25 protein-coding genes are annotated in these 23044 nt (G+C 33.1%); all 25 read left to right on the top strand.

Annotated elements, in window-relative coordinates:
- The first annotated feature begins 1 nt into the window (after position 1).
- The 25 genes from EDB96_RS01330 to EDB96_RS01210 all read left to right on the top strand — a co-directional run bounded on the left by EDB96_RS01330 (position 2) and on the right by EDB96_RS01210 (position 23043).
- Positions 2-1135, top strand: a complete 1134-nt coding sequence (locus EDB96_RS01330; RefSeq protein ID WP_134138858.1) for a beta-ketoacyl-ACP synthase III — start codon at positions 2-4, stop codon at positions 1133-1135.
- On the top strand, positions 1136-1567 hold the full coding sequence (locus tag EDB96_RS01325) for a hypothetical protein (RefSeq protein ID WP_134138857.1): 432 nt from the start codon (positions 1136-1138) through the stop codon (positions 1565-1567).
- Between the two features lie 4 nt (positions 1568-1571).
- Positions 1572-2042 carry an ABC transporter permease gene (locus EDB96_RS01320; RefSeq protein ID WP_166669258.1) on the top strand — a complete coding sequence of 157 codons (471 nt, stop codon included), beginning with the start codon at positions 1572-1574 and terminating at the stop codon, positions 2040-2042.
- Positions 2043-2337: 295 nt separating this feature from the next.
- Complete coding sequence (locus EDB96_RS01315) at positions 2338-2742, top strand: hypothetical protein (protein WP_113677047.1); 405 nt, start codon at positions 2338-2340, stop codon at positions 2740-2742.
- Positions 2742-3740: a BtrH N-terminal domain-containing protein gene (locus EDB96_RS01310; RefSeq protein WP_134138855.1), complete on the top strand. Its 999-nt coding sequence runs from the start codon at positions 2742-2744 to the stop codon at positions 3738-3740. The genes EDB96_RS01315 and EDB96_RS01310 overlap by 1 nt, the downstream gene beginning before the upstream one ends.
- 6 nt (positions 3741-3746) lie before the next feature.
- The gene (locus tag EDB96_RS01305; RefSeq protein ID WP_134138854.1) at positions 3747-4499 is read left to right on the top strand and encodes an ABC transporter ATP-binding protein; all 753 of its coding nucleotides are present in this window, start codon (positions 3747-3749) and stop codon (positions 4497-4499) included.
- Positions 4489-5772: an ABC transporter permease gene (locus EDB96_RS01300; RefSeq protein WP_166669257.1), complete on the top strand. Its 1284-nt coding sequence runs from the start codon at positions 4489-4491 to the stop codon at positions 5770-5772. Before EDB96_RS01305 ends, EDB96_RS01300 begins: the two co-directional genes overlap by 11 nt.
- A complete protein-coding gene (locus tag EDB96_RS01295) occupies positions 5747-6196 on the top strand; it encodes an acyl-CoA thioesterase (RefSeq protein WP_057115534.1) in 450 nt (149 codons plus the stop codon). The genes EDB96_RS01300 and EDB96_RS01295 overlap by 26 nt, the downstream gene beginning before the upstream one ends.
- A 298-nt stretch (positions 6197-6494) precedes the next feature.
- The gene (locus EDB96_RS01290) at positions 6495-7634 is read left to right on the top strand and encodes a beta-ketoacyl synthase N-terminal-like domain-containing protein (RefSeq protein ID WP_134138853.1); all 1140 of its coding nucleotides are present in this window, start codon (positions 6495-6497) and stop codon (positions 7632-7634) included.
- A gap of 1 nt (position 7635) precedes the next feature.
- Positions 7636-8247 carry a hypothetical protein gene (locus EDB96_RS01285; protein ID WP_134138851.1) on the top strand — a complete coding sequence of 204 codons (612 nt, stop codon included), beginning with the start codon at positions 7636-7638 and terminating at the stop codon, positions 8245-8247.
- Positions 8248-8265: 18 nt separating this feature from the next.
- Positions 8266-8883, top strand: coding sequence for a 3-oxoacyl-ACP synthase (locus EDB96_RS01280; protein ID WP_134138848.1), 618 nt, complete (start codon positions 8266-8268; stop codon positions 8881-8883).
- A gap of 2 nt (positions 8884-8885) precedes the next feature.
- A complete protein-coding gene (locus EDB96_RS01275; protein WP_012023174.1) occupies positions 8886-9143 on the top strand; it encodes a phosphopantetheine-binding protein in 258 nt (85 codons plus the stop codon).
- A gap of 129 nt (positions 9144-9272) precedes the next feature.
- On the top strand, positions 9273-10469 hold the full coding sequence (locus EDB96_RS01270; protein WP_134138847.1) for a beta-ketoacyl-[acyl-carrier-protein] synthase family protein: 1197 nt from the start codon (positions 9273-9275) through the stop codon (positions 10467-10469).
- Positions 10469-11530 carry a beta-ketoacyl synthase N-terminal-like domain-containing protein gene (locus EDB96_RS01265; protein WP_134138846.1) on the top strand — a complete coding sequence of 354 codons (1062 nt, stop codon included), beginning with the start codon at positions 10469-10471 and terminating at the stop codon, positions 11528-11530. The genes EDB96_RS01270 and EDB96_RS01265 overlap by 1 nt, the downstream gene beginning before the upstream one ends.
- A gap of 68 nt (positions 11531-11598) precedes the next feature.
- A complete protein-coding gene (locus EDB96_RS01260; RefSeq protein ID WP_243839295.1) occupies positions 11599-12303 on the top strand; it encodes a polysaccharide deacetylase family protein in 705 nt (234 codons plus the stop codon).
- A 45-nt stretch (positions 12304-12348) separates the two neighbouring features.
- Positions 12349-13020 carry a hypothetical protein gene (locus tag EDB96_RS01255; protein WP_134138844.1) on the top strand — a complete coding sequence of 224 codons (672 nt, stop codon included), beginning with the start codon at positions 12349-12351 and terminating at the stop codon, positions 13018-13020.
- A gap of 198 nt (positions 13021-13218) precedes the next feature.
- The gene (locus tag EDB96_RS01250) at positions 13219-13845 is read left to right on the top strand and encodes an outer membrane lipoprotein carrier protein LolA (protein ID WP_134138842.1); all 627 of its coding nucleotides are present in this window, start codon (positions 13219-13221) and stop codon (positions 13843-13845) included.
- Entirely contained in the window at positions 13811-14446 is a 636-nt protein-coding gene (locus EDB96_RS01245) for a hypothetical protein (RefSeq protein WP_134138841.1), read from the top strand. The genes EDB96_RS01250 and EDB96_RS01245 overlap by 35 nt, the downstream gene beginning before the upstream one ends.
- A gap of 37 nt (positions 14447-14483) precedes the next feature.
- Entirely contained in the window at positions 14484-15086 is a 603-nt protein-coding gene (locus EDB96_RS01240) for a porin family protein (RefSeq protein WP_057115525.1), read from the top strand.
- 5 nt (positions 15087-15091) lie between these two features.
- The gene (locus EDB96_RS01235) at positions 15092-15700 is read left to right on the top strand and encodes a porin family protein (protein ID WP_057115524.1); all 609 of its coding nucleotides are present in this window, start codon (positions 15092-15094) and stop codon (positions 15698-15700) included.
- Between the two features lie 5 nt (positions 15701-15705).
- Positions 15706-16077, top strand: a complete 372-nt coding sequence (locus EDB96_RS01230) for a 3-hydroxyacyl-ACP dehydratase (protein WP_134138840.1) — start codon at positions 15706-15708, stop codon at positions 16075-16077.
- Positions 16078-16079: 2 nt separating this feature from the next.
- On the top strand, positions 16080-16565 hold the full coding sequence (locus EDB96_RS01225) for a hypothetical protein (RefSeq protein ID WP_057115522.1): 486 nt from the start codon (positions 16080-16082) through the stop codon (positions 16563-16565).
- Positions 16566-16580: 15 nt separating this feature from the next.
- Positions 16581-17750, top strand: a complete 1170-nt coding sequence (locus tag EDB96_RS01220; RefSeq protein ID WP_134138839.1) for a DUF2062 domain-containing protein — start codon at positions 16581-16583, stop codon at positions 17748-17750.
- A 95-nt stretch (positions 17751-17845) separates the two neighbouring features.
- Positions 17846-21529, top strand: a complete 3684-nt coding sequence (locus EDB96_RS01215; protein ID WP_134138837.1) for a 1-acyl-sn-glycerol-3-phosphate acyltransferase — start codon at positions 17846-17848, stop codon at positions 21527-21529.
- Complete coding sequence (locus tag EDB96_RS01210; protein ID WP_134138836.1) at positions 21526-23043, top strand: phytoene desaturase family protein; 1518 nt, start codon at positions 21526-21528, stop codon at positions 23041-23043. The genes EDB96_RS01215 and EDB96_RS01210 overlap by 4 nt, the downstream gene beginning before the upstream one ends.
- The last annotated feature ends 1 nt before the right edge of the window (position 23044 follow it).

The raw sequence follows: 23044 nt of genomic DNA, 5'->3' as shown, positions 1-23044 counted from the left end.
TATGTTTGAAGTATATATTACAAAAGCTGCAAAATATTTGCCAAATGACGCTGTTTCTAACGATGAAATGGAAGCTTATTTAGGACTTATCAACGATACTGCCTCAAAAGCAAGACGGATTATTTTGCGCAACAATAAAATTACAAGCCGATATTACGCTGTTGATAAAGATGGAAAAAGCACTCACAGCAATGCCGAATTAACGAAAAATGCAATTTTGCCGTTATTCGACGAAAATTTTACGCCTCAGGATTTAGAAGTACTTTCATGCGGAACCTCAACTCCGGATATTTTCCTGCCTTCGCACGCTGCGATGGTTCATGGTTTATTAAAAAACAAATCGGTAGAATTAAACTCTTCAACAGGGGTTTGTTGCGCCGGAATGAACTCTCTTAAATTTGGTTTTCTTTCTATAAAATCTGGAAATTCTAAAAATGCAATCTGCACAGGATCAGAAAAAGTTTCAACCTGGCTGAATGCCCAAAAATACAATCACGAAGCAGACAATTTAAAAAGTCTGGAAGAACAGCCAATTATTGCTTTCAAAAAAGATTTTTTACGCTGGATGTTATCTGACGGAGCTGGTGCTTTTCTTTTAGAAAATAAACCAAGAGGCCCAATTTCACTAAAAATAGAATGGATGGAAGCTTTTTCGTATGCTTACGAATTAGAAACCTGCATGTACGCCGGAGGTGATAAATTAGAAAACGGAGAAATCAAATCATGGAGCGATTACGCACCAGAACAATGGTTGAACGAATCTGTTTTTTCTATCAAACAAGACGTTAAATTATTAGACGAATTTATCTTGTCAAAAGGTGCCGAAAGCATGAAAGATGCGATGGACAAAAACAATATCAAGGCTGACGACGTTACTTATTTTATTCCTCACGTTTCTTCTAACTTTTTTGTGGAAGGATTGAAAAAAGGATTAACAGAGAAAGGAATTGGAATGAGTGATGATAAATGGTTTATGAATCTTTCGAGAGTTGGTAATGTGGGTTCTGCGTCTATTTATTTGGCTTTAGAAGAATTAATGAATTCAGGGAATTTGAAAAAAGGAGATCACATTCTTTTATCAGTTCCAGAAAGCGGAAGATTTTCTTTCGCATATGCGTATTTAACAGTTTGCTAAATGGAAACAATGGCACTTTTAGAAAAAGAAATGGTAGAAAATTTATTGCCGCAAAAGTTCCCTTTTGTGATGGTTGATGCTATGCATTCTTATACTGAAACTTCTTTGGTTTCGGGTTTGAAAATTCAGCAGGATAATATTTTCGTAAACAACAATACTTTTCTAGAAGCTGGTTTAATAGAACATATGGCACAATCTGTGGCACTGCATACTGGTTATCAGTTTTTTTTAAGAAATGAAACTGCACCAACTGGATATATTGGTTCTATTAAAGAAATTGAAATAAAAAGACTTCCTGAACTTAACGATATCATTCAATCTGAAGTAACGATTTTGCAGGAATTTGCAGGGATTACTTTGGTGAATATCGTGACAACTTTAAATAATGAAGAAATTGCAAACGGACAGATGAAAACCGTTTTAGCGAAATAATATTATGATTGTGAATACTGGAGTTGACATACAAAATTATTTACCGCACCGAGCACCAATGCTTATGGTAGATTTGATTTTGGATATTGATGCCAACTTCGTAGAAACCATTTTTTTGATAAAAGAAGACAATATTTTTGTTGAAAATAATGTTTTTATCGAAGCCGGTTTAATCGAAAATACGGCGCAGACCTGTTCTGCTATTGTTGGAAAAAAATACTTTTTTGACGAAGACGGAACAGAAAATGATAACGTAAATGTAATTGGATTTATCAGTGCCTTAAAAAATGTAAAAATTTATGCGCTGCCAAAAGTCGGCGATACCATAATTACCAAGGCAGATTTAGTTTCAAAATTCGCTGGCGACGATTACACTTTATGCACAATGAACTGTAAAAGTTCTGTCGAAGACCAGTTACTTTTAGAATGCGAAATTAACTTGTTTATTCAAAAAACAGTTTCGGTTCCAGAATAATCAATTAGTAAAAATGGGCCAAAAAAAAGTGCTTTATCATTTAGCAATTCGAATAGGAATTTTAATGTTGCTATTGATTGGTCTTTTTATATATGAAAAAGCAGACTCGATAGATCAAGTAGCTTTCTTTTTGAGCCAAACTTATTGTCTGTTTCTTCTATTAGAAATGATTTACTTTTTTGTCAAAAAAAACAAGAAATTAGGTTTGATAAATCTTGCTATTATAATTATAATCGAAATAATTCCAATATTGGTTTTATATCTATTATTAGTGTAATATTAAAATAATACCGTCATGGAAAAAGATAAAGTACCTCAAGATAAAAGTAACTTAACAAAAAACAACGTTAAAGAGCTTTTATACGCAACTGATGAAAATGGCAATTACACCACAACCTTAAGCACTGGCTGGGAGCCTAAAACAATTGCATTATCGAATTCTATCGATGAAATAAACGAGCGTATTTCTGAGGCTAAACAACAAGTTTTAAATGGCGAAGCAAGTCCGATTGTTTATTTTATGGAAGTCAACAAAATGGATCTTACAATTTTAGCCAGTTATGTCGGAATGTGGAAATGGCGCGTAAAAAGACATTTTAAACCTGAAGTTTTTGCCAAACTAAACGACAAAATCTTGAAAAAATATGCGGATACCTTTGAAGTATCAATTGAAGAATTAAAAAACAGTATCACCAAATAATGGAATTATCTTTCACACATCATCAGTCTGCTCATTGTGAGAATGGAGTAGCGTCGAATCTGCTAAAAAACAGCGGACTAAACATCAGCGAACCGATGGTTTTTGGTATAGGATCCGGATTATTTTTTGTATATCTGCCTTTTATAAAAGTCAATTATGCACCTGCGATAAGTTATAGAACTTTGCCCGGACAGATTTTCAATAAAGTTGCGAATCGATTAAATCTAAAAATAAAAAGACAAAAATTTTCTTCTGTTGCAAATGCAAATAAAGCTTTAGACGAAAATTTAAAAAATAATATTCCAACCGGTTTACAAGTTGGCGTTTACAATTTAAGTTATTTTCCTGACGAATATCGTTTTCATTTCAACGCACACAACTTAGTCGTATACGGAAAAACCGAAACCAATTATTTAGTGAGCGATCCTGTTATGGAAACTGTAACCACTTTAACACACGAAGAATTAGATAAAGTTCGTTTTGCAAAAGGAGCTTTTGCACCTCGCGGTCAAATGTATTATCCAATTCAGGTTCCAAAAGACGTTGATTTAAAAAGCGCGATCATTAAAGGAATCAAAAATACCTGTCGTGATATGCTTGCGCCAATGCCAATTGTTGGTGTTCGCGGTATCAAATTTGTTTCAAAGCAAATTAGAAAATGGCCAATCAAACATGGAACCAAAAAAGCCAATCATTATCTGGCACAAATGGTTCGTATGCAGGAAGAAATTGGAACTGGAGGCGGTGGTTTCCGTTTTATTTATGCCGCATTTTTACAGGAAGCTTCGGTTATTTTAAATAATGAAGAATTAAAAACACTTTCTCAAGAAATGACAAAAATTGGAGATTCATGGCGAGATTTTGCGGTTGAAGCATCCAGAATTTACAAAAATAGAAGTGCCAAAGAAGACGCTTACAACACCATTGCCGATGAACTTTTGGACATTGCCAATAGAGAAGAAATCTTTTTCAAAAAACTAAAAAAAGCCATCAGCTAAGATATTTTGCAATCCATAATTAAAATAGAATCACTTTCGAAAAAGTACAAAGATGCCGACCAGTATTCTTTGAACAATGTTTCGCTAAATATAAATGAAGGAGAGATTTTTGGTCTTCTGGGTCCAAACGGCGCCGGAAAAACAACCTTAATTTCGATGCTCTGCGGATTGGTTAAACCAACTTCGGGACATTTTACAATTGATGGTTTAGATTATCAGCATCATTCTTCAAAAATTAAAAAAATCATAGGCGTTGTTCCTCAGGAATATGCCTTATACCCTACTCTTACAGCAAGAGAAAACCTGCATTATTTTGGAAGTATGTACGGTTTAAAAGGTTCAGATTTAAAAGATAAAGTAATCGAAACTTTAGATCTTTTGGGTTTACTAAAATTTGCCGATAAAAGGGTAGAAACCTTTTCGGGCGGAATGAAACGCCGTGTCAATTTAATTGCGGGAATTCTGCACAAACCAAAAGTTTTATTTTTAGATGAACCAACCGTTGGTGTTGATGTTCAGTCTAAAAATGCTATTATCGATTATCTAAAAGTGTTGAACGAAAACGGAACCACAATTATTTATACTTCGCATCATTTGGCTGAAGCCGAAGATTTTTGCACCAATCTTGCCATTTTAGACCGAGGCCGAATTTACGCAAAAGGAACACCTTCAACTTTAATCAATTCTGTTGAAGAAGCCCGAAATCTCGAAGACGTTTTTATTTCATTAACCGGTAAAGACCTGAGAGATGATATATAAAATTTGGATGTCTATCGTAAAAGAATTTTTACTGCTTAAACGCGATTTAGGCGGTTTGATTATTCTGTTTATCATGCCTTTGGTTTTGGTTATTACCGTTACTTTAATTCAGGACAGTACTTTTAAAAAAGTCAGCGATTCTAAAATCCCGATTTTATTGGTTGACAACGACAAGGGTTCTGTTTCTAAAACTGTTTTTGATAATTTAGAAAAAAGCGATTTGTTTAGCGTTGTTACAAAACTCGACGATAAAACGATTACGGAAGATGTTGCCAGAGAAAATGTTTACAAAGGCAAATTTCAATTGGCAATTGTAATCCCAGAAAATTTAAGCTCTGATTTACAGGCAAAAGTTGATCAGAATGTCGAAAAAATTGTAAGCAGTTTAGGCATGACCGATAGTACTGCTGCCAGCGAACCTCAGCGAATTATAAAAGAAAAAGAAGTAAAACTGTATTTTGATCCGGCGGTTCAAATGAGTTTTAAAAATGCGGTCATGAGTTCAATCGACAAAATGATTTCGCAGATTGAAACCAAATCAATTTACACTACTTTTCAAAATCAATTAGGAGAAGGAACTACTGATTTTGAACAAAAAAGTTTCATTTCATTTAAAGAAATAATTCCGAAAATAAACAACAAAGAAGTTCGTCCAAACTCAGTACAGCATAATGTTCCGGCGTGGACACTTTTTGCGATATTCTTTATCGTGATTCCGTTATCGATCAATATTGTAAAAGAAAAATCACAGGGAACTTTTGTTCGACTAAGAACCAATCCGGTTTCTAATTTAGTGGTGATTATTGGCAAAACCATTACCTACTCGATCATTTGTATGATTCAGTTTTATATGATGGTTGCCGTTGCAGTGTTTTTATTTCCATCAATCGGACTTCCATCTTTAAATATTGAGGGCCATTTAGCTTTAATGAGCGTTGTGGCGCTATTTTCAGGATTTGCCGCAATTGGATTCGGAATTTTATTGGGAACCGTTGCGAGCACTCAGGAACAATCAGCTCCGTTTGGTGCAACGAGTGTGATCATTTTAGCCGCAATTGGCGGAGTTTGGGTTCCGGTTTTTGCCATGCCGAAAATCATGCAGATTATTGCCAAATCCTCTCCGATGAACTGGGGATTAGACGCTTTTTATGACGTTTTACTTCGTAACGTTTCTTTCCTCGAAATCATTCCAAAAATAAGTTTGTTATTTTTGTTTTTCATTCTTACAACATCCATCGCATTATTTTATGACAAAAAGAAAAGAACAGTATAACGAAGCCACAGACTTAACCGTTTCTCACGAAATCAGAATTCGTTTTAACGAAACTGATCCGTTGGGAATTGTTTGGCACGGCAATTATATTACCTATTTTGAAGATGGACGAGAAGCGTTTGGACGTAAACACGGACTTACTTATCTGGATATTGGAAATACAGGTTACACAACACCAATAGTAAAATCAAAATGCGAACATAAATTGTCTTTGCGCTACGGTGATGTCGTGACAATTGAAACAACTGTTGTTGATACGCCCGCAGCTAAAATGATTTATCGTTTTAAAATTATTGATGAAAAAGGTGAAGTAGCGTGTACGGGAGAAACCGTTCAGGTTTTTTTAGATAAAGAAGGAAATTTAATGCTGACGAATCCGCCTTTTTATGAGGAATGGAAACGAAAAGTGGGATTATTGAAGTAGAACACGGATTTCACGAATTAGCACGAATTTATTTTCGTTTTCCGTTTCCTGCAAGGTTTTCAAAACCTTGTAGGTATAAATTGAAAATCATAAAAATCTGCAAAATCTTAGTGTAAGCTTTTTTAGATGACGCTTTAAATAAAAATACCTACAAGGTTTTGGAAACCTTGCAGGAATAAAAAACAACATAAAATCTGCTTAATCTGCAAAATCTGCGTGAAACTTTTTTCAGATAGAGCTTTAAAACATAATACCTACAAGGTTTTGAAAACCTTGCAGGAGAAATTGAGATCATAAAATGTTAAGAGAAATATACATTAACGAAACAAATTGTATCACGCCTTTAGGTTTTGATGTTGCGTCCAATATCGAAGCGATTCTTCGAGGTGATTCTGGTATCCAGCTTCACAATGACATTTCTTTAATGCCCAATCCGTTTTATGCTTCAATCATTTCTGATGAAAAAATAAACAGTGCTTTTGCAAAAATCAGCACTGACGACAAATATTCCCGTTTAGAGAAAATGATGATTTTGGCTTTAGAACCGATTATCAAAAATGCTGGAGTTGAACTCAATTCAAAAACGGCTTTTATTCTTTCTACTACAAAAGGAAATGTTACGGCTTTAAAAGACAATTCTGAGGAAAGTTTTAATAACGCACATTTAGATGTTTTAGCAAAAAACATTGCCGATTTCTTCCAATTTCAAACACATCCAATTGTAGTTTCAAATGCCTGCGTTTCTGGAATTTTGGCCGTTTCAATTGCCAAAAGAATGATTCAGTCTGAATTGTACGACCATGTTTTTGTTGTGGCCGGCGACGAAGTTTCAGAATTTGTTTTGTCTGGATTTAATGCTTTTCAGGCCATGAGTGATCTGCCTTGCAAACCGTATTCTAAAAATAGAACCGGAGTAAGTTTAGGCGAAGCAACCGCTGCGATTTTAATTTCGGCGGAAGCCAAAAACGCCAAAATAAAAGTAATTGGCGACAGTTCGATAAATGATGCGAACCATATTTCGGGGCCTTCAAGAACGGGTGAAGGTTTGTTCAGAAGTATTCAAAATGCTTTGAAAGAAGCTCAAATCGAAGCTAATAAATTAGATTATATTTCAGCACACGGAACTGCAACTCCATTTAACGACGAGATGGAAGCCATTGCATTCAGCCGTTTGGGTTTACAAGATGTTCCAGTAAATAGTTTAAAAGGATTTTACGGTCATACATTGGGCGCTTCGGGATTATTGGAAACGGTAATTGCGATTGAATCTGCGAATCAAAATAGGCTTTTTGAATCAAAAGGTTTTGATGAAATCGGCGTAAGCGAAAATATTAGAGTAATAGAGAAAAATGGAGAAGCCACTATTAATTATTTTTTGAAAACGGCTTCTGGATTTGGAGGTTGTAATACGGCTGTGGTTTTTGAAAAGATGAAGTAAAATGAAACTATCAAAATTCATATTTATAACATTAGTTCTTCTCTCATCTTTCGGATGTAAGAAGAAAGAAGGGACTAAATCTGAATTTGAAAAAGAGGTTTTAAATAGTATTTTTATCGAAATTGTAGATTCTATTTATATGGATAGGAGAACTATGTCCCCACCACCAATGCCAAAAATAGACTTCAAAACGAATAAAGAAGATACTATTGGCTATCATGGCAAATTGAAACGATATCAAATCGAACAAGACAGCATTAAAAAGGATAAAAATAGAATTCTAATTGGTGTTCATGATTTTATAGTCAACAATGGGATCAATGATGAAAAATTTGATCTGGCACCATTCAAAAAAAATAAAAAATTTGATTTTCAATATACCTCTAAATTTCCTGAGGAAATATATTGGGATATAAATGATAAAAAAAGTAAAATGCCAGTTGGCACTATTACAATTCATAAAATTCATTTTAATAAAAATAAAACATCAGGAATTTTAGAAGCAGGTGCTTCATGCGGTGGAGGAAAATGTGGGCAAGGATTTCAAATTACAATTGAAAATAAATCTGGAAAATGGCATATTACCAAAATTGTTGACACTTGGGTTTCTTAATAGAATTTTATAATAAAAATGACTCCAAATAAAACCAACATACAATCCTACATCACCATCCAAAACAACGAAATTGTTTTGAACGGAGCTTCTGTATTCAAAACTGAACCAACCGATTTTGCTGATTTCTCTAAACAGGCCTACCGTAATTTTGAAATGCAATATCCAAAGTTTTTCAAAATGGATGCTTTGAGCAAACTGGCTTTCTTAGGATCAGAATTGCTTTTGAGTCCGATCACTTCAAATGAGGAAGAAAATAATATTGCTTTGGTTTTGGCCAATAAATCTTCTAGTTTAGATACCGATGTAAAATATCAGGAATCGATTTCAGACAAAGAAAACTATTTTCCGAGTCCGGCGGTTTTTGTGTATACACTGCCAAATATTTGTCTGGGCGAAATAAGTATCCGTCATCAGCTTAAAAGTGAAAATTCTTTCTTTATATTTGATGCTTTCAATTCTGAGTTTTTGTGGAACTATTCGGAGATTTTGTTAAACACAAATAAAGCTGATACAGTTCTTTGTGGCTGGGTTGAATTTTTTAATGATAATTATAAGGCTTTTCTTTGCACGATCAGCAAAGAAGAAAACGAAAAATATACAAACGAAACTATCAATACATTATACAATAAATAATCATGGAAGCATTAAAAGAAGAATTAAAAAATAAAATCATTACGACTTTAAACCTTGAAGATATCACAATCGAAGACATTGCTGATAACGATCCTTTGTTTGGAGACGGTTTAGGTTTAGACTCGATTGATGCGCTTGAATTGATCGTGATTTTAGATAAAGATTACGGAATTAAATTAGTAGATCCGAAAGAAGGAAAAACAATTTTCCAATCTATCGAAACTATGGCGGCTTACATTAGCGCGAACAGAACGAAGTAAGACTTACTTAGACTTGCTTAGATTTTAGACTTCTTAGACAAAAATAAAAAGCCAATAATCTAAGAAGTCTGATATCTAAAAATCTAAGCAAGTCTAAAAATAAAAATCTAACAATCTAAGCAAGTCTAAATGAAAGGTGTTGCAATAACGGGAATGGGAATTATTTCTTCGATCGGAAATTCGGTTGAAGAGAATTATCAATCGTTAATCGAAAATAAAATCGGGATTTCCCGTATCTCCAATATTTCGACAGTTCATGCAGATGTTATTAAAGTTGGTGAAATCAAAAAAACCAACGAAGATCTCATCGCTGAACTGGAATTAAACAGCGATAATAATTTTTCGAGAACCGCTATGATTGGTACTTTGGCAGCCAAACAAGCTGTTGCAAATGCCGGCATAACCTCAATCAACGAATTTAGAACCGGACTTATTTCGGCTACAAGCGTAGGCGGAATGGACATGACAGAGAAACATTATTACGATTATTTCGAAAAACCGGAACTCGTAAAATATATTGCGTGTCACGACGGCGGCGATGTTGCAGATAAAATTGCAGAAGAACTTGGCTTAAAAGGAATGGTTTCAACGATCAGCACCGCTTGTTCTTCTGCAGCAAATGCGATTATGCTGGGCGCGCGATTGATTAAAACCGGAAAATTAGACCGCGTCATTGTGGGCGGAGCCGATGGTTTGGCAAAATTCACCATCAACGGATTTAAGACTTTGATGATTTTATCTGACGACTACAACAAACCTTTCGACAATAACAGAAAAGGATTAAACCTTGGAGAAGCTGCTGCTTTTTTGGTTTTAGAATCGGATGAGATTGTGGAAAAACAAAATAAAAAAGTGCTGGCAAGAGTTTCTGGTTACGGAAATGCAAACGATGCTTTTCACCAAACTGCTTCTTCTGAAAATGGAGACGGCGCTTATCTGGCCATGAAAAAAGCGTTTGAAGTTTCGGGTTTGAAACCTTCTGAAATTGATTACATCAACGTTCACGGGACCGCAACGCCAAATAACGATTTATCTGAAGGAAGGGCTTTACGCCGAATTTACGGAGATGAAACAGTTCCTGATTTCAGTTCTACAAAACCATTTACGGGACATACTTTAGCGGCTGCGGCTGCTATCGAAGCGGTTTATAGTGTTTTGGCAATCCAAAATAATGTCGTTTATCCCAATTTAAATTTTGAAACTCAAATGGAAGAATTCGATTTAAGACCGCAGACTTCCTTAAAAAACAAAAACATCGAACACGTTTTATCTAACTCTTTTGGATTTGGAGGAAATTGTTCAACCCTTATATTTTCAAAAAGCTAATGAAAAAAACATATATAAATGGAGTAGGCTGTATTTCGACTCAAAAAACATTTGATACTGTTTTTTTAGAAGAAGCCATTGTCAATCATGATGAAAATGTACTGGCAATTGTTCCGCCGGCATACAAAGAATACATTTCGCCTGCTGCAAGCCGACGCATGGCAAAAGGCGTAAAAAACGGAATCGTAGCTTCGGCCTTGGCCATGAAAGATGCGAATGTTGAAAACGTTGACGCTATTATTACTGGAACTGGTTTAGGATGTATTGAAGATTCTGAAAAATTCTTGAAAAGCATTCTGGATAATAAGGAAGAGTTTTTAACGCCAACTTCTTTTATTCAATCAACCCATAACACTGTTGGTGCGCAAATCGCTCTTTTACAGCAATGTAAAGGTTATAATTTTACGTATGTAAATGGAGCAGTTTCTTTTGAATCGGCTCTTCTGGATGCTAAAATGCAGATTGAAGAAGATGAAGCCAATTCAATTTTAGTGGGCGGTGTCGATGAAAATGGTGAATATACAACTGCTCTTTTCAAATTAAACGGCCGCATTAAAGCAGACAATACCGCTCCGTATGATGTTTTAACTTCGACAACAAGTGGTGCAGTTTATGGAGAAGGCGCTAGTTTTTTTGTGTTGGAAAACGAAAGAAAAGAAAGTACATACGCTGAGCTTCTGGATATTGCGATTGTAAATACGCTGGCAGAAAATGAAATTGAAGCGGAAATTACATCTTTCTTAAAGTCAAATAATCTGGAAATTTCAGATGTTGATGCGTTGATTTTAGGTTTTGATGGAAATGCAACTTTCGAAAATTATTATAAAAACCTGGCTGAAAATGCTTTTACACAAACGCCTGTTTTGTATTACAAACATTTGAGCGGCGAATATGATACCGCATCTGCTTTTGCATTTTGGATGGCGTCTAAAATTTTAAAAACACAGGAAATTCCTGAAATCATAAAAGTAAATTCGGTTACAAAACCAGCTTACAAAACCATTTTATTGTACAATCAATTGAACGGAAAAAATCATAGTTTTACGTTACTGTCAAAATGATAACGCATAAAAACATCTCGATATTTTTTATCTTTTTATTGCTTTTAATGTTTCTTCTAAACTTTTATATGGCAATAAATATATGGTGTTTTTTTGCTGTAATTTTAATTTGGCTGGGAATAAATGCTTTTGGTTCTGCCAGAATTTCATCCCATTATCATGTAAAAGCTTTTTGTAATAATCCATACGAAACTCAAAAAAAAATAGCTTTAACTTTCGATGACGGTCCGAGTGAATATACTTTGGAAGTTCTAGCACTTCTGAAAAAATATAATGCCAAAGCTACTTTTTTCTGTATTGGGAAAAATATCGAAAAACATCCAGAAATCGTAAAACAAATTATTGAAGAAGGTCACTTGGTTGGCAATCATTCTTACAGTCATTCTAAGTTTTTTGATTTTTATAATGCAAAACAAATCCAAGAGGAAATCGAAATAACAGATGCTCTCTTGGAAAAATATACTTTCAAAAAAATAAACTTTTTTCGTCCACCTTATGGAGTTACAACTCCTTCGATAAGAAGAGCTTTAAATGTAACCGGACATAAAACGATCGGGTGGAATATTCGTTCGCTTGACGGAGGAACAAAAAATAAGGAATTGATTTTCAACCGAATTATACAACGGGTTTCTCCTGGCGGAATCGTACTTTTGCACGACACGGCTTCACACTCGGTTTTGGTATTGGAACAGTTTTTGCAATTTTTAGAGCAAAACAATTATGAAGTGATTTCGATTGAAGAACTTTTGAATCTTAAAGCTTATGGAAATTGAACACGGATGAACCTATTTTATTAGATTAATAATAGTTATATAAAAATGGCTGAAGAATTATATTTTTTAAAATTAAATACTGATGTTGCTAAAACTAAATTAGTTCACTTTCTGAATATGGAAGATGAATTTTCCTATCGAGAATACATTAATAAACATTCAGACAAATCATTGATTTTTGATGATATATTAAAAAAAATTGAAGTCAATATTGAATCATTATCAAGTGATGAATTTATGAGTATCTTTTATTGGCTTTATAGAAGGATTGAATCTCTAGATTCTAATTTAAATTATACAGATCAGGAAGAAAAGTTTCATAATGAATTGAGTAATTACGGAATGGAATTATTTTTTGAAATCCCTTCTAAAACACCAGTCAGAAAATTTCATAGTGTTTTAAATGATTACGAATCTCACAAAACAGATTTAAATTTTATATGTAAATCCGAAGAATTTAATGATTTCCTAAGATATGGGATTTGTTTTGCAGGAGAGTTATTTCTTTTTCTTAATAAACATTATTATAAAGATGAAAGTGATACAGAAATTCAAAAAGAAATTGAAACGATAAATTTACATTATGGAAAATCTTGTCACGAATTAGCTTTAAAAGAATTTATGACAACCTATGAATTTAACTTAGAAACAATAAACCAATTACCATCATTATTAGAATTTAGACGAAATACTATGCATTTACCTTCCGTTTCTTAACCAGATGAACTTAGTGATTTATTAGATAGAGAAAATGATTTAATTAATTTAGCAGGCAGTTATTATTATTTCTTAGATCTAAAAGAAAAATTAGGTAATTATTGTGGTACAATTTTAAGGTTGCACTCTTTTTAATAATTACTACTTAAGTCAAGTAGATTTTAAAACCAAATATCTGTTAAAAATTTGTAACAAAATATGAAAACTAAAATAGCACTACTAATTCTATTTATTTCAGGCAATATATTTGCTCAGGAACAAAAAATGACGTCTGCAGAAATAGCACAATTTAAAGAAGATGTAAATGTAGTTTCTAAAAAAATCAAAACCTTGAGTACTGATTTTGTTCAGTACAAACATTTGGATTTTCTTTCGAAAGACATTGAAACATCTGGAAAAATGGTTTTTAAAGAACCGGCACTTTTGCAATGGCAATATAAAAAACCATACAATTACAGTATTGTTTTCAAAAACGGAAAAATCCTGATTAACGACGAAGGAAAGAAAAGTGCCGTTGATATTGGGAATAGCAAGATTTTTGCCCGAATCAATAAATTAATTATTGGAAGCGTGAGCGGAAATATGTTTGACGACAAAGAATTTTCAATTTCATATTTTAAATTAAAAGGTCAGAATCTGGCGAAATTTATTCCGAAAGATGCGACATTGAAAAAATACATCAAACAAATAGAACTGACTTTTGATAAAGAAGAAGCAACAGTGGTTCAGGTAAAATTATTAGAATCATCTGAAGATTATACCCGAATTGTACTTAAAAATAAAGTGATCAATGCGAAAATCGACGATTCAGTTTTTACTAATTAATTGCCTTTTGGCTCTGGTTTTACTTTCTTGTGGCTCGGTCACCAAAAATTATACGCCTAAAAAATTAGACAAAACCTCTTATACGGTTCCGTATTTTTCAGATTCCAAAACTGATTATGTTTATAAAACCAACATATCTGTTTACGGAAATGAATTGTCGGGAATCTTTATTGCCAAGAAAATCAATGATACTACACACCGAATTGTTTTTACAACTGAATTCGGAAATAAATTAATGGATTTCGAAATTTCTGAAACCGATTTTAAAGTCAACTCGATTGTATCAGAATTAGATCGAAAGATTTTAATCAATACTTTAAAAGATGATTTTCGACTACTTTTAAAAAAACAATATTTGATTCAGGAACAATTTGAAAACGATTCTAGTAACATTTATAAATCGGCAGATGGAAAACGGGACAACTATATTTTCATTTCCAAAAAAGATCAAAAACTAGAAAAGATCGTTCATTCTTCCAAAACAAAAGAAAAATTTACACTGCTTTTCAATTCAGAAAACAATATTTTTGCTGAGAAGATTCAAATTATTCATCAAAATATTAAGCTTAAAATTGAGCTGAATTACTTTAAATCAGAATAGAAAATTAAACTAACCATAAAACTAAACTAATCCAAAGATGAAAAAAATAGCCTTAATTGCATTCGTATTATTTATCGGAGTTCAATCATCTCAAGCACAGGTAAAAGTTAATCCAGGGCTTAGAGGCGGTTTAAATATATCGACATTAACTAATATTGATGATAATAATTCTAAAACAGATTTTTATGTTGGTGGATTGGTTAATATTAAATTCAACAAATATTTTTCGCTGCAGCCAGAGATAACTTATTCCAGACAAGGAGACGAAGGAAGGGAATATTTTGGAAATGGGAATGATTACCGTTATGTAAATTATGAATTAAATTATATAACGCTGGGAGCTGTTGCAAAATTTAACTTTAATGGTGGTGGTTTTCACGTGTTGGCAGGACCGTCTTTAGATCTAAAAATTGATGATAACTATATAAATTCGAATCCAGAAGGTTTTGATCTTGCTATTGTGGGAGGTGTTGGTTACACATTGCCAAACGGTTTGACTTTTGAAGCTAGAATCAAACAAGGATTAGTTGATATTTACGGTTATGATGGTATTGATTATGACGATGATTACTATTATAATGATGTGATTTTGAATCAGGTTTTTCAAATTGGAATCAGCTATACGTTTAAGACAAAATAAAAAACATGAATAAAAGAATATTTTTTGTTGCTGTTTTTTTTGCAGTTTTAAACATCCAAGCCCAGGTAAGTGTTAAGCCAGGTTTAAGAGCTGGATTTAATTTTTCAACAATTTCTGAAATGCATGCCAATTATAAAACTGATTTTTATGCTGGTGGTTTTACAGAGATTAACATAACGAAACATTATGCGCTTCAACCTGAGATCAATTACAGCAGACAAGGTTCTAATGATGTTGAACGAAAATATTTTGATGAAAATACGCAGACAAACAAAACTGAATATTTAGATCTGGAAATAAATTATTTGTCGCTTTCTGTAATAAATAAATTTACTTTAGCACAAGGAATACAATTTCAGGCAGGACCAACTCTAGATATTTTATTGAATGATAATCTTGCAGTTAGAAAAGCGCAAAATGATCTTGGTGTGGTTTTAGGTGTTGCTTATGCCCTGCCGTCTGGTTTGACTTTTGAAGCTCGATTTAAGAAGGGTCTTCTAGATGTTTTGAGCAGTGATTATTATCAAAATGACTCCAATAATTATTATTTATTTGGGGATTATAATACAAATATTAATTTTCAATTAGGAGTTTCCTATTCGTTTGGAAAATAGAAAATATGGTTTTAAAAGATTTTTATAAAGTACTATCAGAAGAAAAAGCTTCTGATTCAAAATATAATATTACGATTTTAATCAATGAAAAACATGAGGTTTTTAAAGGACATTTCCCTGGAAATCCTATTATGCCTGGTGTTTGCATGATTCAGATTATCAAGGAACTGACAGAATCTATTACAAAAAGTTCATTGATGATTCAGTCTTTGGCAAATGTAAAATTCATGGCGCTTATTAATCCTGAGGTAACTCCAGAATTACGTTTAGAGCTTGATGTTACCATTACTGAAGACGATTTGGTAAAAGTGAAAAACACGACTTACTTTAACGACACTACTGCTCTTAAACTGAGTACGGTGTACAAAAAAATATAATTATGAAACTATTATTGACATTACTTTTATGGGTAAATTTTGCTGGAACGCCAGATTTGGCTTCGATCCGCAAAATGTATACAGATGTAGCTAAATCTGAAAATAATGCTAAAGATTTTGTAGAAAAACTTTCTGGAGTTTCAAATAATGATGATAAAATTTTGGTGGCTTACAAGGCAGCTTCAATTTTATTAGATTCTAAGTTTGAAAATATTTTGGGAAATAAAATTTCTCGTTTTAAAGAAGGTGCAAAACTTCTTGAATCTGTTATTGCCAGCGATCCTAATAACATCGAAATCAGAATGATTCGTCTTAGTATTCAGGAAAATGTTCCAGGAATAACAGGTTATAAGAAAAACATTAAAGAGGATAAAAAATACATTGCTGCACACTACGCAGAACAAAATGCTTCTTTAAAAGAATACTTAAAAGATTTTGTTTTGCAATCTAAAAGTTTTTCTGCGAAAGAAAAACAATTCGTGAAGTAAGTCAATAATAACCTCATGAAATCAACGCACGAATTGCTGAATTCGACTAACTTTTGTGTTATTGTACCAACTTATAATAACCAAAAAACACTAAAAAAAGTACTGGATTCTATTTTAGATTTCACCGCAAGTGTTATTATTGTCAATGACGGTTCAACCGATTCGACAAACGAAATTCTGAAACAATATTCGCAGCTGACGCAAATTCATCATCCTAAAAATTTAGGAAAAGGACGTGCGCTGCGAAATGGATTTAGAAAAGCTATCGAATTGGATTTTGAATATGCCATCACGATAGATTCTGACGGACAGCATTTTGCTGCAGACATTCCGATTTTTATTGAAGCAATTCAAAACGAACCAAATGCGCTTTTGATTGGAAGCCGTAACATGACGCAGGAGAATGTTCCAAAGAAAAGCAGTTTTGGAAATAAGTTTTCTAATTTCTGGTTTAAGTTTGAAACAGGAATCAAGCTCGAAGATACACAATCTGGATTTCGATTATATCCTTTGCGATTGCTTCCGAAACGTTTTTACACCAATAAATTTGAGTTTGAAATCGAAGTAATTGTGCGCGCTGCTTGGAAAGGAATTGTGGTTAAAAATATTCCGATTCAGGTTTTGTACGATCCAGCCGAAAGAGTTTCTCACTTTCGTCCGTTTCAAGATTTTACCCGAATTAGTATTCTGAATACTGTTTTGGTAACCAATGCTTTGTTGTATATTAAGCCTCGAGATTTCTTTAGAAGAGCAAAAAAAAAAGGCTTTAAAAAGTTCTTTCTAGAAGATATTTTAGAAAGCAACGATTCTAATTTTAAAAAATCGGCCGCCATTGCTTTGGGAATTTTTATTGGACTTTCTCCTTTTTGGGGATTCCAGACTATTTTGCTTTTTACTTTTGCCGCGATTTTTCGGCTGAACAAAGTAATTGCCTATTTAACTTCTAATGTGAGTTTTCCACCTTTTATCCCTTTTATTATTTACGGTTCTTTGAAAGTAGGAAGCTTTTTCGTTTCCAGCGATGCACCGCTAATTTTAGATAGTTCGATGACATTTGATGATATTCAAAAAAATGCTGCTCAATATATCGTCGGAAGTCTTATTTTAGCAACCGTTTCGGCACTATCAGTTGGTCTTATTAGTTATTTACTTTTAACGGCTTTTAGTAAAAAACGCATCAAATAAAATTTATTTATTTTCGCCACGAATTTCACGAATTAGCACAAATTAATTCGTGGAAATTAGTGAAATTCGTTGCAAAAAAATTTTAAACCTAAACCATGCATCAATACTTTTATGCCATTCATTTATTTGTAAATCGAAGAAAGTCTCTTTCGGTTTTTTTGGCTGTTTTGATGCTTTTAGTTTTCGGATTTTTTGCTTCACGATTAAAGTTTGAAGAAGATATTACCAAACTTATTCCAACAAACGACAAAACCGATGTTACGGCAAAAGTGCTCAAACAATTAAACTTTGCCGACAAAACTACCGTAATTTTCAAACTCGAAAAAAACGGTTCGGCAGATGATTTAAAAGAAATGGCTACTGCTTTTTCAGACAGCGTTTCTAAATCCTGCAAACCATTTATAACTGGAATTCAAGGAAAAATCGACGAAGAAAATATTCAGGAAACCATTGATTTTGTTTACAATAATCTGCCTCTTTTTCTAGATGATAAAGATTATCAAAACATTCAGCAGAAGTTAGAAAAAGACAGCATTGCAGCAACTGTTCAGGGAAATTATAAATCTATTATTTCTCCTTCAGGATTTGTTACCAAAGACTTTATTTTGCAGGATCCGCTTGGGATTTCTTTTATTGCTTTAAAAAAGTTACAGCAATTAAATATTGGTGATGATTTTACTTTGGAAAATGGTTTTGTAATAACGAAAGACAAAAGGAAATTATTGCTTTTCATCACTTCGAATATTCCTTCGAGCGAAACGGAAAAAAACACCATTTTTGCCGAAAAGCTCAAATCGATTCAGGAAAATCTAAATCAGAAATTTAAAGGGAAAACTTCAATCAGTTATTTTGGTTCTGCTTTAATTGCCGTTGCAAACGCCAATCAAATTAAGAGCGACATTATTTTAACAACATCTATTGCGATGTTTACTTTAATGTTGATTCTGATTTTATTTTATCGTAAGATTTTAATTCCGCTTATTATTTTTCTTCCAACTCTTTTTGGAGGTTTGTTTGCAGTTGCTTTTTTATATTTCGTCAGAGAACAAATTTCTGCAATTTCATTAGGAATTGGTTCTATTTTGCTCGGAATTACAATCGATTATTCTATTCATATTCTCACACATTACAAACATAATAGCGATGTAAAAACTCTTTACAAAGACATTACAATGCCTGTTATCATGAGCAGTTCTACAACTGCTGTTGCATTTTTATGTCTGCTTTTTGTAAAATCTGATGCGCTGAATGATCTCGGAATTTTCGCTGCCGTCATTGTTATGGCGACTGGCGTTTTTTCACTTTTAATTGTTCCGCATTTGTATAAACCAAAAGAAAATCCGGCAGAACATAAAAAGAATGTGATCGATAAAATGGCTCATTTTTCTTTTCATAATAATAAAATCTTAATCGGACTTTGTGTTATTATTACCATTATCTGTTGTTTTACCTATAATGATGTGGGCTTCAATAATGATTTATCGCAGCTGAATTTTATTCCAAAAGAAATCAAAGTTGCAGAAAAACAATTGGAAGAAAGCACAAGTTTAACTTCTAAAACTATTTATGTCGCTTCGTACGGAAAAAGTATGGAAGAAGCTTTGCAACATAACAGTAAGCTTTTTGAAGATTTATCTAAAGAAAAACAGCAGGATAAAATTTTAAATTTCAGTTCAGTTGGCGGTATTGTACTTTCACAACAAGCGCAAATTGAAAAAATTAATAAATGGAATTCATTTTGGACTTCACAGAAAAAGCAATTCATAAAATCAGAATTAATTGCTGAAGGCGCTAAACTTGGTTTTAAACCTACCACTTATAATTTATTTTTTGATCATTTAGATTTTGATTTCAAACCTGTTGCTGCAACTGAATTTTTAAAAATCAAAGCGCTTCAATTACAAGAATTTATAACCGAAAAAAATGGTTTTTATACGATTTCGACTTTAGTAAAAGTAGCGCCCGAGCAGCGCGATGCTTTTGTAAAATCAGCTTCAGCTAAAGAAAATGTAATTGCCATCGATCGCCAGCAGATGAACGAAACGTTTTTCAGCACTTTAAAAACTGATTTTAATTCTCTTGTCAATTATTCTTTTGTTGCCGTAATTCTAATTCTATTTTTCTTTTTCCGTAGAATCGAATTGGTTATCATCAGCTGTATTCCAATTGCTTTAACTGGAATTGTAACCGCAGGAATTATGGGCATTTTCGGCATTCAAATGAATATTTTCAGTATGATTGTCTGTACTTTGATTTTTGGTCACGGAGTCGATTTCAGTATTTTTATGACGAGCGCATTACAAAAAGAATATTCGACTGGCGTTAACGAAATCGCAGTTTACAGAACGTCAATTATTTTGGCGGTCATTACAACGATTTTAGGAATCGGTGCGATGATATTTGCCAAACATCCTGCATTGACTTCAATTTCAGCGGTTTCTTTAATTGGGGTTTTTGCGGCTCTGATTATTACTTTCATTTTTTATCCGATTTTATTCAAACTGTTTTTATCAAATCGCCCAAAAAAGGGAAATCCTCCTTTTCAATTGAGAACTTTTGTTCATGGCGTAATTTCGTTTGCTTATTATGGTTTAGGCGGAATCTTAATGTCGATTTTTAGCTTTACCATTATGCCAATTTTGCCTTTCAGCAAAAAATCAAAAATGAAAGCGTTCCGATACGTGATTTCAAAATTCATGAAATCGGTATTGTATTCCAATCCGTTTATACGCAAAAAAGTCATTAATAATTTTAATGAAACTTTTGAAAAACCAGCTGTAATTATTGCCAATCATTCATCGTTTATAGACATTTTGACAATTGGAATGCTGAGTCCAAAAATTATTTTCTTGGTTAGCGACTGGGTTTACAACTCCCCTATTTTTGGCGGTGTCGTTAGAAAAGCAGGATTTTATCCCGTTTCTGAAGGTCTGGAAGGAGGCGTTGAACACTTACGAAAAAAAATAAACGAAGGATATTCATTAATGGTTTTTCCAGAAGGAACACGATCCGAAAATAATGTGATTAAACGCTTTCACAAAGGTGCTTTTTTCCTTGCAGAAGAATTTAATTTAGATATTATTCCGATTGTCATTCACGGTGCTTCAGAACTGATTCCGAAAGGTGATTTTGTCATTCATCATGGAAATTTGACGGTTAATATCTTAAAGAGAATTAGTCCTGATGATTCCTCATTTGGAACAAATTATACCGAAAGAACCAAACAAATTAGTTCATTCTTTAAAGCAGAATATCGTAAAATTCGCCAAGAACTTGAAGGTCCAGATTATTTCAAAAAAATGCTGATCGCCAGTTATGATTATAAAGAAATTGAAATTGGCAACAGCGTAAAAGAAGATTTAAAGCAAAATCTGGAAACCTATTATAACTTAAATAAGCACATTCAGCCAAAAGCCAAAATCCTACATTTAGGAAATGATTACGGACAACTGGATGTTTTACTAGCTTTGCAGGAACCGCAGCGAAAAATATTTTCTTTTATTACTGAGGAAGAAAAATTGCTTGTCGCAAAAACGAATTATATCGTTACAAAAAGAAAAATATCATATTTGGATCAATTGGAACCTGCATTTGAAAATCAATATGATGTGCTTTTAATTTCTGACGAAAGTTACAAAAACGACCTTGAAAAAGGATTTCGAAACGTTTCTTTTATAATTTTAGTAAATTGTCCGAATTTAAAAAATCAGATTACAAATTCAAATTTTGAAATAGTTTCAGAAGAAAAGGGTTTACTTGTTTTAAAGAAAAAAGAATGAAAAAGCAGTACGATGTAGTAATCGTTGGCAGCGGTTTAGGCGGATTGGTTTCTGCTGTTATTCTGGCAAAAGAAGGCTACAGCGTTTGTGTGCTCGAAAAAAACAATCAGTACGGGGGAAATCTTCAGACTTTCGTAAGAGATAAAACCATTTTTGATACTGGAATTCATTACATCGGAGGTTTGGGCGAAGGCCAGAATCTTTATCAATATTTCAAATATATTGGAATAATGGATCATTTGAATCTGAAAAAATTAGACGAAAATGGTTTTGATATTATTTCTTTTGAAGATGATAAAACCGAATATCCGCATGCACAAGGTTTCGAAAATTTCATTCAACAATTAACAAATTACTTTCCCGAAGAAAAAGAAAATCTCTTCAATTACTGCCAAAAGATAAAGGAAGTCTGCAAGGCATTTCCACTTTACAATTTAGAATCGGAAGGAAAATATGATGATGAAATTTTAGCGCTTAACGCAAAAGAGACTATTGATTCTTTTACGCAAAATGAAAAGTTGAAAGCAGTTTTGGCTGGATCCAATTTTCTTTATGCTGGAATTGCCGATAAATCTCCATTTTATGTTCATGCGCTTGTAGTCAATTCTTATATAGAAAGTTCATGCCGCTGTGTAAATGGCGGAAGCCAAATAACGAAACAATTGCTCAAACAACTCAAAAAGCACGGCGGCGAATTTTTTAAACATAAAGAAGTAATCCAATTTGAAGTTGAAAACCAAAAAGTAAATTCGGTTAAAATGAAAGACGGAACTGAAGTTTCTGGAACGTATTTCATTTCTAACATCGAACCTAAGACGACTTTGAAAATGGCGGGTCAGGAAAATTTCAGAAAACCGTTTTTCAATAGAATTCAAAATCTGGAAAATGTCTTTTCAGCTTTTAGTCTTTATATTGTTTTTAAACCCAAAACTTTCAAATACATCAATCATAATTATTATCATTTTAAAAGTCAAGATGACGTTTGGACCGCTCATGATTACGACGAAAATTCATGGCCTAAAACTTTTATGGCTTCTATGAATCCGTCACAAAAAGACGAAGAATGGGCAGACGGAATGACCTTTTTAACTTATATGAAATATGAGGACGTTAAAACTTGGGAAAACACTTTTAATACCACTTTCGAAGAAAATGAACGAGGCGAAAGTTACGAGGAATTCAAAGCTAAAAAAGCGGCAAAATTTTTAGAAGAAGTTGAAAAGAAATTTCCTGGAATTAAAGACTGTATTAAATCGGTTCATACTTCGACCCCGCTTTCGTACCGCGATTATATTGGCGGCGACGGCGGAAATATGTATGGTTATATTAAAGATTCTAATAATCCAATGAAAACTTTAATTCCCACAAAAACTAAGCTAGAAAATCTGTATCTTACGGGCCAAAGTATCAACATGCATGGTGTCTTGGGCGTTACGGTTGGAGCTGTTTTAACCTGCTCTGAAGTTGTAGGAAAAGAATATCTGCTGGAAAAAATTAAAAAAGCATCTGAATAAT

The organism is Flavobacterium sp. S87F.05.LMB.W.Kidney.N, from assembly GCF_004366435.1.
In the GTDB taxonomy this organism is placed as follows: Bacteria; Bacteroidota; Bacteroidia; order Flavobacteriales; family Flavobacteriaceae; genus Flavobacterium.
Note: the sequence above shows the minus strand (reverse complement) of the source record. Positions and strands in the feature narration are given on the sequence as shown.

Coding starts and splice junctions, on each gene's coding strand:
- EDB96_RS01330 (WP_134138858.1), top strand. CDS start 2: ATGTTTGAAGTATATATTACAAAAGCTGCAAAATATTTGCCAAATGAC.
- EDB96_RS01325 (WP_134138857.1), top strand. CDS start 1,136: ATGGAAACAATGGCACTTTTAGAAAAAGAAATGGTAGAAAATTTATTG.
- EDB96_RS01320 (WP_166669258.1), top strand. CDS start 1,572: ATGATTGTGAATACTGGAGTTGACATACAAAATTATTTACCGCACCGA.
- EDB96_RS01315 (WP_113677047.1), top strand. CDS start 2,338: ATGGAAAAAGATAAAGTACCTCAAGATAAAAGTAACTTAACAAAAAAC.
- EDB96_RS01310 (WP_134138855.1), top strand. CDS start 2,742: ATGGAATTATCTTTCACACATCATCAGTCTGCTCATTGTGAGAATGGA.
- EDB96_RS01300 (WP_166669257.1), top strand. CDS start 4,489: ATGATATATAAAATTTGGATGTCTATCGTAAAAGAATTTTTACTGCTT.
- EDB96_RS01295 (WP_057115534.1), top strand. CDS start 5,747: ATGACAAAAAGAAAAGAACAGTATAACGAAGCCACAGACTTAACCGTT.
- EDB96_RS01290 (WP_134138853.1), top strand. CDS start 6,495: ATGTTAAGAGAAATATACATTAACGAAACAAATTGTATCACGCCTTTA.
- EDB96_RS01285 (WP_134138851.1), top strand. CDS start 7,636: ATGAAACTATCAAAATTCATATTTATAACATTAGTTCTTCTCTCATCT.
- EDB96_RS01280 (WP_134138848.1), top strand. CDS start 8,266: ATGACTCCAAATAAAACCAACATACAATCCTACATCACCATCCAAAAC.
- EDB96_RS01275 (WP_012023174.1), top strand. CDS start 8,886: ATGGAAGCATTAAAAGAAGAATTAAAAAATAAAATCATTACGACTTTA.
- EDB96_RS01270 (WP_134138847.1), top strand. CDS start 9,273: ATGAAAGGTGTTGCAATAACGGGAATGGGAATTATTTCTTCGATCGGA.
- EDB96_RS01265 (WP_134138846.1), top strand. CDS start 10,469: ATGAAAAAAACATATATAAATGGAGTAGGCTGTATTTCGACTCAAAAA.
- EDB96_RS01260 (WP_243839295.1), top strand. CDS start 11,599: ATGGCAATAAATATATGGTGTTTTTTTGCTGTAATTTTAATTTGGCTG.
- EDB96_RS01255 (WP_134138844.1), top strand. CDS start 12,349: ATGGCTGAAGAATTATATTTTTTAAAATTAAATACTGATGTTGCTAAA.
- EDB96_RS01250 (WP_134138842.1), top strand. CDS start 13,219: ATGAAAACTAAAATAGCACTACTAATTCTATTTATTTCAGGCAATATA.
- EDB96_RS01245 (WP_134138841.1), top strand. CDS start 13,811: ATGCGAAAATCGACGATTCAGTTTTTACTAATTAATTGCCTTTTGGCT.
- EDB96_RS01240 (WP_057115525.1), top strand. CDS start 14,484: ATGAAAAAAATAGCCTTAATTGCATTCGTATTATTTATCGGAGTTCAA.
- EDB96_RS01235 (WP_057115524.1), top strand. CDS start 15,092: ATGAATAAAAGAATATTTTTTGTTGCTGTTTTTTTTGCAGTTTTAAAC.
- EDB96_RS01230 (WP_134138840.1), top strand. CDS start 15,706: ATGGTTTTAAAAGATTTTTATAAAGTACTATCAGAAGAAAAAGCTTCT.
- EDB96_RS01225 (WP_057115522.1), top strand. CDS start 16,080: ATGAAACTATTATTGACATTACTTTTATGGGTAAATTTTGCTGGAACG.
- EDB96_RS01220 (WP_134138839.1), top strand. CDS start 16,581: ATGAAATCAACGCACGAATTGCTGAATTCGACTAACTTTTGTGTTATT.
- EDB96_RS01215 (WP_134138837.1), top strand. CDS start 17,846: ATGCATCAATACTTTTATGCCATTCATTTATTTGTAAATCGAAGAAAG.
- EDB96_RS01210 (WP_134138836.1), top strand. CDS start 21,526: ATGAAAAAGCAGTACGATGTAGTAATCGTTGGCAGCGGTTTAGGCGGA.